The sequence below is a fragment of the Curtobacterium flaccumfaciens genome (assembly GCF_004361695.1).
Lineage (GTDB): Bacteria > Actinomycetota > Actinomycetes > Actinomycetales > Microbacteriaceae > Curtobacterium > Curtobacterium flaccumfaciens_B.
In genome coordinates, this window is record NZ_SNVW01000006.1 from 145,856 (window position 1) to 158,779 (window position 12,924).

At 68.7% G+C, this 12,924-nt stretch carries 11 protein-coding genes; 7 read left to right on the top strand and 4 right to left on the bottom strand.

The genetic code is table 11. The features are described 5' to 3' along the window. Window positions 1–87: 87 nt before the first annotated feature. The 3 genes from dcd (at window position 88) to EDF64_RS10645 (ending at window position 1,640) form a co-directional block, all read left to right on the top strand. Window positions 88–675 carry a dCTP deaminase gene (dcd, locus tag EDF64_RS10635; RefSeq protein ID WP_133519957.1) on the top strand — a complete coding sequence of 196 codons (588 nt, stop codon included), beginning with the start codon at window positions 88–90 and terminating at the stop codon, window positions 673–675. Window positions 676–798: 123 nt separating this feature from the next. Further along, window positions 799–1,314 carry a helix-turn-helix domain-containing protein gene (locus EDF64_RS10640; RefSeq protein WP_133519958.1) on the top strand — a complete coding sequence of 172 codons (516 nt, stop codon included), beginning with the start codon at window positions 799–801 and terminating at the stop codon, window positions 1,312–1,314. Next, complete coding sequence (locus tag EDF64_RS10645; protein WP_133519959.1) at window positions 1,311–1,640, top strand: HepT-like ribonuclease domain-containing protein; 330 nt, start codon at window positions 1,311–1,313, stop codon at window positions 1,638–1,640. The genes EDF64_RS10640 and EDF64_RS10645 overlap by 4 nt, the downstream gene beginning before the upstream one ends. Window positions 1,641–1,973: 333 nt before the next feature. On the opposite strand, the gene EDF64_RS10650 is transcribed toward EDF64_RS10645, so the two are convergent. The 4 genes from EDF64_RS10650 to EDF64_RS10665 form a co-directional block, all read right to left on the bottom strand. After that, window positions 1,974–3,065: a substrate-binding domain-containing protein gene (locus tag EDF64_RS10650; protein WP_133519960.1), complete on the bottom strand. Its 1,092-nt coding sequence runs from the start codon at window positions 3,063–3,065 to the stop codon at window positions 1,974–1,976. Between the two features lie 85 nt (window positions 3,066–3,150). Beyond that, a complete protein-coding gene (gene mmsB, locus EDF64_RS10655; RefSeq protein ID WP_133519961.1) occupies window positions 3,151–4,443 on the bottom strand; it encodes a multiple monosaccharide ABC transporter permease in 1,293 nt (430 codons plus the stop codon). Further along, window positions 4,440–5,963 carry a multiple monosaccharide ABC transporter ATP-binding protein gene (gene mmsA / locus EDF64_RS10660; RefSeq protein WP_208108887.1) on the bottom strand — a complete coding sequence of 508 codons (1,524 nt, stop codon included), beginning with the start codon at window positions 5,961–5,963 and terminating at the stop codon, window positions 4,440–4,442. Before mmsA ends, mmsB begins: the two co-directional genes overlap by 4 nt. Window positions 5,964–6,455: 492 nt before the next feature. Further along, a complete protein-coding gene (locus EDF64_RS10665) occupies window positions 6,456–7,478 on the bottom strand; it encodes a LacI family DNA-binding transcriptional regulator (protein ID WP_133519962.1) in 1,023 nt (340 codons plus the stop codon). A 321-nt stretch (window positions 7,479–7,799) separates the two neighbouring features. Here EDF64_RS10665 and EDF64_RS10670 point away from each other — a divergent pair, with 321 nt between their 5' ends. From EDF64_RS10670 to EDF64_RS10685, 4 genes are read left to right on the top strand one after another with little or no spacing between them, the layout of a single operon-like run. Further along, the gene (locus EDF64_RS10670) at window positions 7,800–9,083 is read left to right on the top strand and encodes an MFS transporter (RefSeq protein ID WP_166645690.1); all 1,284 of its coding nucleotides are present in this window, start codon (window positions 7,800–7,802) and stop codon (window positions 9,081–9,083) included. Between the two features lie 25 nt (window positions 9,084–9,108). After that, window positions 9,109–9,885 (top strand): SDR family oxidoreductase, encoded by a 777-nt coding sequence (locus tag EDF64_RS10675; RefSeq protein WP_133519964.1) that lies wholly within the window; start codon window positions 9,109–9,111, stop codon window positions 9,883–9,885. Window positions 9,886–9,933: 48 nt separating this feature from the next. Beyond that, complete coding sequence (locus EDF64_RS10680) at window positions 9,934–11,451, top strand: FAD-binding oxidoreductase (protein WP_133519965.1); 1,518 nt, start codon at window positions 9,934–9,936, stop codon at window positions 11,449–11,451. Continuing rightward, the gene (locus EDF64_RS10685) at window positions 11,448–12,875 is read left to right on the top strand and encodes an FGGY-family carbohydrate kinase (RefSeq protein ID WP_133519966.1); all 1,428 of its coding nucleotides are present in this window, start codon (window positions 11,448–11,450) and stop codon (window positions 12,873–12,875) included. Before EDF64_RS10680 ends, EDF64_RS10685 begins: the two co-directional genes overlap by 4 nt. Window positions 12,876–12,924 lie beyond the last annotated feature (49 nt).

A 12,924-nucleotide genomic window follows, 5' to 3' on the forward strand; every position in this document is an offset into this window, starting at 1 on the left:
GGGACGGCGCGGGGCCGCCAGACTCCACATCGGTGAACGGGGGCCGTGCCGCTGGTGAACGGGGGCCGTGCCGCTAGGCTGCTGCGCGTGCTGCTCTCCGACCGCGACATCTCCGCCCAGCTCGCCGAGGGCCGGATCGGGCTCGACCCGTACGACGCCTCGCTCGTCCAGCCGTCGAGCATCGACGTCCGGCTCGACAAGTTCTTCCGGCTGTTCGACAACCACAAGTACCCGCACATCGACCCGGCGGTGGACCAGCCCGACCTCACCCGCCTGGTGGAGACCGACCCGGACGAGGCCTTCGTGCTGCACCCGGGGGAGTTCGTCCTCGGCTCCACGTACGAGGTCGTGACCCTGCCGGACGACATCGCCGCGCGTCTCGAGGGCAAGAGCTCGCTCGGGCGCCTCGGACTCCTGACGCACTCGACCGCAGGCTTCATCGACCCGGGCTTCTCGGGCCACGTGACGCTCGAGCTGTCGAACGTCGCGACGCTGCCGATCAAGCTCTGGCCGGGGATGAAGATCGGGCAGCTCTGCTTCTTCCAGCTGTCGAGCCCGGCGGAGAAGCCCTACGGTTCGGCCGAGTACCAGTCGCGGTACCAGGGGCAGCGCGGCCCGACGGCGTCGCGCTCGGCGCAGAACTTCCTGCGGACGGACGTCTCCCAGCGGGACTAGCCCGTTCCGCGACAACCGACGCCATCGCACTGCGCGATATCGCGTTCCGCCATCTCCGGCGCGTCGCGGCTTGAACTCCGCAATGTGCACTGCGAAATGTCGCATTCTGTGTATCGTGGCGGCATGTCCGCAGTTCTCCCACGGCCCGCGACGCTGGTGTCGGCTGCCGCGCTCATCCGGGACGCCCGACTCCGCGCCGAGCTGACCCAGGTGCAGCTCGCCGTCCGTGCCGGTGTCACCCAGAGCGTCATCAGCACCTACGAGAACGGCCGTCGCGAACCATCCCTCGCCGCCCTGCAGCGCCTGCTGCTGGCCGCGGGCTTCACGACGGCGATCGACCTGCGTCCCGTCGAGGACCCGCCGCCGCTCCGGGAGCGCGTCGCCGCGGTCCGGCAGGAGCTCACGGGGATCGTGCACCGTCACGGCGGGCGCAACCCCCGACTGTTCGGCAGCGTCGCCCGCGGCGAGGACGGCCCGTCGAGCGACGTCGACCTCATGGTGGACCTCGACCCGGGGCTCGGCATCTTCGCGCTCATGCGGATCCAGGACGCCGCGGAACAGCTCCTGGGCGTGCGCGTGGACGTGGTCGACGCCGCGGGGATGGGCGTCGACGCGGTGCACGACGCGGTCCCGCTGTGAGCCGCGACGTCGGGGACCGTCTCGACGACGTGCTGCAGGCGTGCGGGGTCATCGCGCGGTACGTCGACGACGGCGCGCTCCCCGAGGACCTGGTCTACGACGCGGTCCGGATGCGGCTCGTCGAGATCGGGGAGGCGGTCCGCATGCTCCCGAACGCGGTCACCTCGACCGAGCCGGGGATCCCGTGGTCGCGGGTGTCGCTCCTCGGGGAGCGCCTGACCCGCCGGTACTTCGACACGACGCCCGCCGTGGTGTTCGGGACCGCCCGGGTGGACGTGCCGTCCCTCTGCGAGGCGGTCCGCCGCATGCGCGCCGCCCAGCCGTAGCCGCGGGACCGGTCGCCCGTTCACGAAAGCGACAGATGGCCGCGAACATCGCGCGTCCATCTGTCGCTCCGCCGGTCACGTCCGCGGTGCGTCGGGTGCGACTGTCGCTTTCGCGCCGGAGGCGACGGCAGGCGGCCTGGAGGCGCGGTGCGGGCCCGCACCGCGCCTCCAGGCCGGCAGCCGCTCGCCCTCACCGCCCCGAACGCGCGTCCGCAACCCGGCGCGCGTCCGCAACCCGGCGCGCGTCCGCAACCCGGCGCGCGTCCGCAGCGGCGGACGCGGAACGGCCCCGCCTCGCAGAGCGAGACGGGGCCGTTCGTGGAGCGGGGGAGATCAGCCCTTCTTGGCGAGCGCCTCGAGGGTGTCGTTGCCCTTGTAGGCCTCGACCGCGTTCTCCTTCGTGACGAGGATCGGGGTCAGCTCGACCGCCGGGACCACCTTCACGCCGTTGTCGTTGTTCTTGTCCTTGGTCGTCTTCGGCGTCTTGCCGTCAGCGAGGTCGGACACCAGGTCGATGGCCGCCTGGGCCTCTTCCGTCGTGTTCTTGTAGATCGTCGAGTACTGCGTGCCGTTCATGATGAGCGGGATCGACGCGGTCTCGGAGTCCTGACCGGTGACGATGGGGTTCGGCTTGCCGGCCGCCTTCGTCGCGGTGAGGATCGCACGGGCGAGCGTGTCGTTCGGCGACAGGACGCCGTCCAGCTCGGTGTTCGTGTACGACTTCGTCAGGATGTCGGTCATGCGCGACTGGGCGTTCTGCGCGAGCCAGCCCTGTGTGTTCGTGTCCGAGAAGCTCGTGCGGCCCGAGACGACCTTGAGCGTGCCGTCGTCGATCTTCGGCTGCAGCACGTCCATGGCGCCGTTGAAGAAGACCTTCGCGTTGGCGTCATCGGGCGAACCGGAGAACAGCTCGATGTTGTACGGGCCGCTCGACTTCTTGGCTTTCATGCCGTCGAGGAGGGCCTGAGCCTGCAGCTGGCCGACCTTGAAGTTGTTGAACGCGACGTAGTAGTCGACGTTCTTCGTGTTCAGGATGTTGCGGTCCCAGGCGATGACGGTCGCGCCGGACTTCTTCGCCGCGGTGACCTGCGTGCCGAGCTGCGAGCCGTCGGCCGCACCGACGATGATCGCCTTCGCGCCCTTGGTCACCATCGACTGGATCTGGCCCTGCTGGTCCGGAACCGGGTTGCCGGCGTTCGCGTACTGGATGTCGGCCTTGAAGCCGGCGTCCTCGATCGACTTCTTGAACGCGGCGCCCGCGAGCACCCAGTTCTGCGAGGTCTTGGCCGGCAGGGCGACACCGATGAGGTCGCCCTTCTTGATGCCGGAGCCGGAACCCGAGTCGCTGCCGCGAGCCGAGCAGCCGCTGAGGGCGAGGCCCGCGATGAGCGCCAGGCTGAGGCCGGCGACGATCTTCTTGCGCATGTGATTGCTTTCTCTTCGTTGAGGGGAGTTGCTGTGGTGAGGGGTTCGTGCGGTCGGCCGTCGGGGACGACCGACCGCGACGTCTTTACTGGGTGTTGACCTTCTCCGGCTGGTCCTGGATGGACTGCGGCTGCTGCGCGGACACGGTGTTCTGTTCCGTGTCCTTCCGCTGGAACTGCCGCATCATGCCGCCGATCAACGATGGACGACCCTGCGACTTCGAGTAGACGTCGAAGGCGACGGCCACCAGCAGGACCAGACCGCGGATGATCTGGACGCGGTTCGACTCGAGGCCGACCAGCGAGAGACCGTTGGAGAGCAGGGCCATCACGAGGCCACCGATGATGGAGCCGGAGATGGTGCCGATGCCACCCGCGACCGCGGCACCACCGACGAACACGGCGGCGATCGCGTCGAGCTCCCAGCCGGTGCCGTCCGCGGGGCCCGAGGCGCCGGAGTAGCCGACGAACACCATGCCGGCGACCGCGGCGAGGACCGACATGTTCATCATGACGAAGAAGTTGACCTTGCGGGCGCTGACACCGGAGAGGATCGCGGCGTTCGCGTTGCCACCGACGGCGTAGACCTGGCGGCCGAAGATCGTGTTCTTGGTGATGAAGCCGTAGACGATCGTCAGGACGCCGAGGATGATCGCGACGATCGGGATCGACGTGCCGGCGGGGCCGGCGGCGAACAGGTAGGTGGCGACGAGGGTGACGACCACGAGGACACCGGTCCGGACGATCGAGACCCAGAGCGGGACCACTTCGGCCTGCATCTTCTTGCGACGCTGGCGACCACGGGCCTCCATGAAGATCAGCACGAGGCAGGTGACGAGCCCGAGGATGAGCGTGCCGTTCGAGAACCCGAAGTCCGGACCGAAGTCGCCCAGGAACCCGTTGCCGATGGTGTTGTAGTCGTCCGGCGTCGGGACGGACGTCGAGTTGCCGATGATCTGGTTGGCACCGCGGAAGATGAGCTGACCGGCGAGCGTCACGATGAACGCCGGGACCTTCACGAACGCCACCCAGAAGCCCTGCCAGGCGCCGACCGCGGCACCCACGGCGAGGCCGAGGACGATCGCGAGCCAGGCCGGGAAGTTCCACTGCGACATCGACTGCGCCACGATGATGCCCGTGAACGCTGCGACCGATCCGACCGACAGGTCGATGTGGCCGGCGATGATCACCATCACCATCCCCAGCGCGAGGATGAGGATGTAGGAGTACTGCAGGAACACGTTGATGATGTTCGTGGGCTCGAGGATGAGCCCGTTCGTGGCGATCGAGAAGATGATCAGGATCGCGATCAACGCGATGATCATGCCGTACTGGCCGATGGAGTTGCCCTTGCCGAAGAGCAGTTTCAGGTTCTTCATGAGACGGGAGCGCCCTTCCGCGCGGAGGTCATGCTGCGCATGAGCGTTTCTGGATCGGCCTGGTCCGCGGGGACGTCAGCCGTGATCTGGCCCTCGAAGATCGTGTAGATCCGGTCGGAGAGGCCGAGGAGTTCGGGGAGCTCGGAGGAGATGAGGATGATGCCCTTCCCCTGTGCTGCGAGCTGCTGGATGATGCCGTAGATCTCGAACTTGGCGCCCACGTCGATGCCGCGGGTCGGTTCGTCGAGGATCAGGATGTCCGGGTCGGTGAACATCCACTTCGACAGGACGACCTTCTGCTGGTTCCCGCCGGAGAGCTTCCCGACGTTCTCCTCCACCGTCGGCACCTTCGTGCGGAGCAGCTTCCGGTACTTCTCGGCGACGTCGTACTCCTCGAGGGAGTCGACGACGCCGGCCTTCGAGATCTTCTGCAGGTCGGCGGACACCGTGGACCGCTTCACCGAGTCGAGCAGGTTGAGTCCGAGCGCCTTGCGGTCCTCGGAGACGTAGCCCATGCCGTTGTCGATCGCCTGCTGGACGTTCGTGACCTTGATCTCGTGGCCGTCCTTGAAGATCTGGCCGCCGAGCCAGGTGCCGTAGGACCGACCGAACAGGCTCATCGCCAGCTCGGTGCGTCCGGCGCCCATCAGGCCCGCGAAGCCGACGATCTCGCCGCGCTTCACGTGGAAGTTCGAGCCCTTGCAGACCAGGCGCGACGCGTCGAGCGGGTGCTGGACGGTCCAGTCGCGGACCTCGAAGAAGGTCTCGCCGATCTTCGGGGTGCGGTCCGGGAACCGGGACTCGAGCGACCGGCCGACCATGCCGCGGATGATGCGGTCCTCGTTGACGCCGTCGCCCTTGACGTTCAGCGTCTCGATGGTCTTGCCGTCGCGGATGATCGTGATCTCGTCGGCGATCTGCTCGATCTCGTTCAGCTTGTGGCTGATGATGATGCTCGAGATGCCCTTGGCCTTCAGGCCGACGATGAGGTCGAGGAGGTGCTGCGAGTCGTTCTCGTTGAGCGCCGCGGTCGGCTCGTCGAGGATGAGGAGCTTGACGTCCTTGTGCAGGGCCTTCGCGATCTCGACGAGCTGCTGCTTGCCGACGCCCATGCTCTTGATCTGCGTGTCCGGGTCGTCGCTCAGGCCGACGCGGGCGAGCAGGTCCTGGGCGCGGAGCTGGGCCGAGGTCCAGTCGATGACGCCGAACTTGCCGGGCTCGTTGCCGAGGAACAGGTTCTCGGTGATCGACAGCTCCGGGATGAGCGCGAGCTCCTGGTGGATGATGACGATGCCGGACTGCTCGGACTGCTTGATGTCCTTGAAGCGGACCTCTTCGCCCTCGAAGACGATCTCGCCCTCGTAGGTGCCGTAGGGGTAGACGCCGGAGAGGACCTTCATCAGGGTCGACTTGCCGGCGCCGTTCTCGCCGCAGATCGCGTGGATCTCGCCGGCTCGGACGCTGAGCGAGACGTCGGACAGCGCCTTCACACCAGGGAACTCCTTGGTGATCGAGCGCATCTCGAGGATGGTCTCGGGTGCGGTGATCGACCGGGTCTCGAGTCCGGTGTCGATCGGGGTTGACGCCACGGTGCATCTCCTTCTGCCGCTGCGATGCGGCAGTTTCTTCGGGTGGTTCTGCTGCGGCAACGGGCGAGCACAGGGAGTCTGTGTGGACCTCGTTGTCGTGTCCGGTGTCCTGCCGTGCTGTCGTGTGCGACGAGCAGTGTGGCGGTCATGTGACCGTTCACATCGGCGGAACGGAGGTAATACTACGCACGGGATCGGCGCGGCTGTCAATTCGGATTGGTCGCGGTTTCGTAACGGCCCGCGTGATCCGGCCGAACGGGGCCGGACACACCCCCCGCGTTGGGGTGATCGTGCGGGGTTCCGCAGGTGCGCACCCACCGGCCTGGAGGCGCGCGGCGGCGCCGCCACGCGCCTCCAGGCCCGCCCTGTGGTCGCGTTCCACCCGCCGTCCGGCCGTGTCCCACCCGCCGGGGGAGCGGCGCGTCAGCGCTTGCGCGGGGCGCTCGTCGAACCGCGCACGACGAGCTGGGGGACGATGTCGATCGGCCGGAGCAGCTCGTCGCCCTCGCCGGGCAGGAGCAGGTCCACGCAGCGCCGGCCGAGCTCGGCGAAGTCGACCTGCACGGTGGTGAGCGGCGGCCAGAAGTGCTTCGCCTCGGGGATGTCGTCGTAGCCGACCACGGACAGGTCCCCCGGGACGTCGAGTCCGTACGAGCGCGCCGCGTGCATGACGCCGAGCGCCATCTGGTCGTTCGAGCAGAAGACCGCGGTGCAGTCACGCCACCGCAGGAGCTCCCGGCCGGCCTGGTAGCCGAAGTCCGCCGTCCAGTCGCCCAGGATCGGCGCGACCACGGGCATGTCGCGATCGGACATCGCGCGGAGGAAGCCCTGCATCCGCGCGTCGGCCTCGATCCAGTCCTGCGGTCCCGCGATGTGCCGGATGTACTCGTGGCCGAGGTCGAGCAGGTGCTCGGTGGCGAGCCGGGCGCCCTCCATCTGGTCCACCCACAGCGCCGTCGGGTCCTCGCCGACGCTCGAGCGCATCGTGACGTAGGGCGTGCGGATGCCGAGCTCCTCGATGAGGTCGAACACCCGTTGCTGCGGCGCGATCACCACGATGCCCTCGACGTCGAGGTCGAGCAGGTGGCCGAGGCCCTCGCGGACGGCGGTGTCGGTGGCCTCGGCGATGTTCGCCGTCGTCACCGAGTACCCGCGGAGCATCGCCGCGTCCTCGATCGCCTGCAGCGCGACCGCCGGGCCGTAGTGGGCGCGGCGGGCGGTCAGGACGCCGATCGTGTGGGTCCGGCTCGTGACGAGTGCCCGAGCGGCGCGGTTCGGCCGGTACTGCAGCTGCTCCATCGCGGCCAGGACCTTGTCGCGGGTCTCCGCGCGGATGGCGTCGGAGTTGTTGAGCACCCGCGACACCGTCTGGTGGGACACGCCTGCGACCCGCGCCACGTCGCGGATGCTGGGCGACCGCGGTTGTTGGGTCCGCGTCGACGCCATTGCTACTCGTTTCCTGCTCGGGGTCGTGGCACGTCGATGTGCACGTTCACATTCCGAGCCAGATCATTATGCACGTCCGGAGCATCCGCGCCAGCTGAGTTGTGCATCGCGGTTCCTTCAGCTACGGTTCACGTCGTATCCGGCATATCGCATCGGTCGGAACACACAACTGCAGATTGGCCGTCCCGCCCGAGGGACGGCAGTCGCTCCAGACCTCAGAGAACAGCGACACCCGCAGCGCACCAGCGCTGGGGTGTCGCTGTTCTTTTTTTGTGCCCGGAACCCCCTGCCAGATCCCATCCACACCACGAAGGAGTGGTCTTGACCAAGTCCCGCAGACTGCTGAGCTTCATCGTCCTGTCCATGACCGGCGGCGTGATCTTCCAGGTCGCGTACATCCGGTTCGTGTTCCTCGCCGACACGGCACACGCGCTCGGCCTCACCGTCCAGCGCTACGGCGAGATCACGTCGGTGTTCGGCGCCGTCGCCGTGGTCATGTACTTCTGCGGCGGGTGGTTCGCCGACCGCTTCTCGCCGAAGGCCCTCATCGTGGTCGCGCTGGCCGGCATGGGCGTCGTCGACCTCTGGCTCGCCACGGTGCCGGACGAGACCGGGATCGTCGTCGCCCACGTGCTCATGGCCGTGCTCGGCATGGGCCTGTACTGGTCGTCGCTCGTCAAGCTCATCTCGATGCTCGGAACGGCGGACGAGCAGGGCAAGCTGTTCGGCTGGCTCGAGGGCGTCCGCGGCATCACGTCCACGATCGTCGGCTTCATCGGCGCGGGCATCGTCGCTGCGGCGATCGCCGACACCGGCGGGGTGCTCTGGGTGATGCGGATCTACGGCGTGCTCTGCCTCGTGTTCGCCGGCCTCGTCCTGCTCGTCGTCCGCACGGACCGCGACGCCCTGGGCCAGGTCGGCCGGCAGACGGTCACGCTCCGCGAACTCGGCGCCGCCGCCCGCAACAAGTACACGTGGCTCATCGGCGCCTCGATCATGTTGATGTACTGCTTCTACACGCTGCTGGGCTACCTCACGCCGCTGCTGCAGAACGGCTTCGCGGTGCCCGTCGTGCTCCTCGGCGCGATCGGCGTCGTCCGCACGTACGTGTTCCAGATCGTCGGCGGCCCGGTCGGCGGCGTGCTCGTCGATCGGTGGACGAAGTCCTCGCCGGCGTTCCTGCGGTGGACGTTCGTCGTCGCGGCCGTCAGCGCCGTCGGGTTCCTGGTCCTGCCGCAGGACCCCGCCCTCGTGTGGGTCGCCCTCACGCTCATGATCGTGATGTGCCTCGCGGTCTTCACCTCGCGCGGCGTCTACTGGGCCCAGATCGGCGAGGTCGAGGTCCCGCTCGCCCAGCGCGGCGGCGTGATCGGGCTGGCCTCGGGCCTCGCCTACCTGCCGGACGCCTTCCTGCCCGCCCTCGGCGCCTGGTGGGTCGGTGACCCGGCGAACGGCGTCCCCTCGCAGGGCGGCGGGTACACGACCATGTTCGCCGTCCTCCTCGGCGCAGCCGTCCTCGGCTTCCTGCTCACCACCGTGACGATGCGCGTCCGCGCGCGAGACCTCCGGAACCGGACGGCGCCCGACGTCGCCGTCGTCGCCTGAACCACCACGAAAGGACCCCACACCCATGGACATCCGCGACTTCTCGATGGACCTGTTCAGCCTCGCCGGCAAGCGGGCGGTCGTCACCGGCGGCAACTCCGGCCTCGGGCAGGCGTTCTCGCTGGCCCTCGCCAAGGCCGGCGCCGACGTCTTCGTACCGAGCGTGGTCGACGACGACGGCACGACCCGGGCGCTCGTCGAGGGCGAAGGCCGACGGTACGAGTTCCTCGAGGTCGACCTCACCGCGGCCGACGCCCCGACACGCATCGTCGACGCCTGCACCGAGCGGCTCGGCGGCGTCGACGTGCTCGTCAACTCGGCCGGCATCTGCCTGCTCGACGACGTCGACGCGTTCGACCGTGCGAAGTGGGACCCGATGATCGCCGTGAACCTCACCGCGCCGTTCGCTCTCGGGCACACCGTCGCGAAGCACTTCGTCGCGCAGGGCTCCGGGAAGATCATCAACATCGCCTCGCTGTTCGCGTTCCTCGGCGGGCAGTGGTCGCCCGCCTACGCCGCGACCAAGCACGGGATCGTCGGCTTCACCAAGGCGTACTGCGACGAGCTCGCACAGCACAACGTGCAGGTGAACGCGATCGCGCCGGGGTACTTCGCCACGAAGATCACCGAGCAGACCCGCTCGAACCCGGAGACGAACCAGCGCGTCCTCGACCACATCCCGGCGGGACGCTGGGGCGACGTGGCCGACCTGATGGGGGCGACGGTCTTCCTCGCATCGCGGGCCTCCGACTACGTGAACGGCCACACCCTGACCGTCGACGGCGGATACCTCGTCCGCTAGTCGCCCGACCAGCGCTCCGACCCACACCAACGAAAGGCAACCCTCCGCATGATCGACTCGATCGCCACCCTCGACCGCTCCGAGATCCTCGCGCGCCTCGCCGAGATCGTCCGACCCGAGCAGATCGACACCGACGAACAGCACCTCAAGGACGCCAGCGTCGACCGCTTCAAGAAGTACCAGTCCGTGCACGGCATCTACGACGCGCCGACCCCCGTTGCGATCGTCAACGCCGAGTCCACCGAGGACGTCTCCGCGATCCTCGCCTTCGCGAACGACAACCTGGTCAACATCGTTCCGCGCACCGGTCGTACCGGGACGGAGGGCGGCCTGGAGACCAGCGTCGTCGACACGATCGTGCTCGACTGCTCGCGGATGGACGCCGTCCTGAAGGTCGACGAGGAGAACATGCAGGTGACGGTGCAGGCCGGCGTGCCGCTCCAGCGCCTCGAGGACGAACTCCGCCTGCGGGGCCTCACCACCGGTCACTCGCCGCAGTCCAAGCCGCTCGCGCAGTACGGCGGCCTCGTCGCGACCCGTTCGATCGGGCAGTTCTCGACGCTCTACGGTGCGATCGAGGACATGGTCGTCGGGCTCGAGGCGGTCTTCCCCGGCGGCGCGGTCCGTCGCATCAAGGCCGTGCCTCGCCGCTCGGCCGGGCCGGACATCCGCCACGTCGTGATCGGCAACGAGGGCGCGCTGTGCGTGATCACCGAGGTCACCGTCAAGGTCTTCAAGTACCAGCCCCAGAACAACGAGTTCCACGGCGCACTCGTCGACGACATGCGCACCGGCATCGCGATCCTGCGCGAGGTCATCACGAACGGCTTCCACCCGTCGGTCGTCCGCCTCTACTCGCCGGAGGACGCCAACCAGCACTTCTCGCACTTCTCGAAGGACAAGTGCGTGGTCGTCTTCGTCGCCGAGGGTCCCGCCGGGATCGTCGCGGCCACCAGCGCCGAGATCGAGCGCGTCATCGCCCAGCACCCGCACGAACGCGTCGACCCGGCCCACATCGAGCGTTGGTTCGACAACCTCAACTGGGGTCAGGACAAGATCGACGCCGAGAAGGCCGTGATGCTGCGCGACAAGCAGCTCGGGTACACGACGGAGGTCTCGGCCGACTGGTCTGCCGTCGGCGACGTGTACGACGCCGTGATGCGCCGTATCCGTGAGGACTACCCGCACGCCGACGACCTGACGATGCTCGGCGGCCACTCGTCGCACAGCTACCAGACCGGCACGAACATGTACTTCGTGTACGACTACCGCATCGACTGCTCCCCGGAGGAGGAGATCGAGAAGTACCACATCCCCCTCAACGCGATCATCGTCGAAGAGGCCCTGCGCCACGGAGGCTCGATGGTCCACCACCACGGTGTCGGGAAGTACCGCACCCCGTGGGTCGAGGAGGAGCACGGCTCGGCGTTCGCGATCATGCGGGGCCTCAAGGAACAGTTCGACCCGAGGGGCATCATGAACAAGGGCACGATCTTCCCCGAGCCCGGCGCGATCCAGTCGGCCGCCGCGGACCCGGACACGCAGTTCGGGGCCGCGGGCGCATGACCAGGTACCTCGTCGGCATCGACAACGGCTCGCAGTCGTCAAAGGTCACGGTCTTCGACGAGCGGGGCGTCGTCGTCGCCGAGGGGCGCGTCCCGCTGCGGCCGAACCACACGCCCGAACCGGGCGTCGTCGAACACCCGGACGACGACCTCTGGGACTCGATCGCGGCAGCGTGCCGGATTGCCATGGCGGCGTTCCCGGGCGATCCGTCCGAGATCGTCGGTGTCGGGCTCTGCACCATCCGGTTCTGCCGGGCGGTGCTCCGCGCCGACGGTTCGCTCGCGCAGCCGGTGATGAGCTGGATGGACGCTCGCGTCGGCCGGCCGTTCGTGGCCGAGCACGACGACGCAGCGTTCGTCACGACCTCGTCCGGGTACGTCACGCACCGGCTCACCGGGAGCTTCCGCGACACCGCCGCGAACTACCAGGGCTCGTGGCCGATCGACACGGACACCTGGCGCTGGACCGACGACGATGCGGCGTACACCGCGACGGGCATCCGGCGCTCGCAGCTGTTCGAGCTCGTCGACCCGGGCGACCGCCTCGGCGAAGTGACGGCGGAGGCGGCCGCGGCCACGGGCCTCCCGGCCGGTCTGCCGGTGGTCGCGACGGCCAACGACAAGGCAGTGGAGGCGCTCGGGTGCGGGCTCCTCGACCCGAGCACGCTGCTCGTCTCCCTGGGGACGTACATCGCGGGCATGTCGGTCGGATCACGGAACATCGGCGATGCCGCGGACTTCTGGACGAACTTCGGGTCGGAGCCCGGCCGGTACCTCTACGAGTCCGGCGGTATCCGACGCGGCATGTGGACCGTCAGCTGGTTCCGCGACCTGCTCGGTCCGGACTACGCCGCTGCTGCCGAGGCGGACGGGGAGCGTGCCGAGGACCGGCTGAACCGCGAGGCAGCGGCGGTCCCGGCCGGGTCGGACGGGCTGCTCACCGTGCTCGACTGGCTCGCGCCGGCCGACGCGACGTTCCGGAAGGGCTCGATCCTGGGGTTCGACGGTCGCCAGGGCCGCGCCCACACGTACCGGTCGATCCTCGAGGGCATCGCGATGACGATGCGCGACCGCAGCGACGCCATGGCCGCCGAGCTCGGGGTGCCGTACGAGCGCGTCGTCGTGTCCGGCGGCGGCTCGTCCTCCGACCTCATGATGCAGGTGATGGCCGACGTGTTCCAGGCGCCGACGATCCGCGTCGTCGGTGACAGCGCAGCGGGGCGTGGGGCCGCGATCTGCGCAGCGGTCGCGACCGGAGTGCACCCGTCGTTCGAGACGGCCGCCCACGCGATGGTCGTGGAGCGGGACCGGTTCGCGCCGGACTCGTCGACGGCACGCGTCTACGACGCGCTCCGTGCGGTGCACGCCGACGTCACGGCGCAGACCGACGATCTGTACCGGCGGACCGCAGCGATCGTCGGCTGACGACCGCGCAGCACGGACGCGACGCCCTGTCGGACTGGAGGCGCGGTGC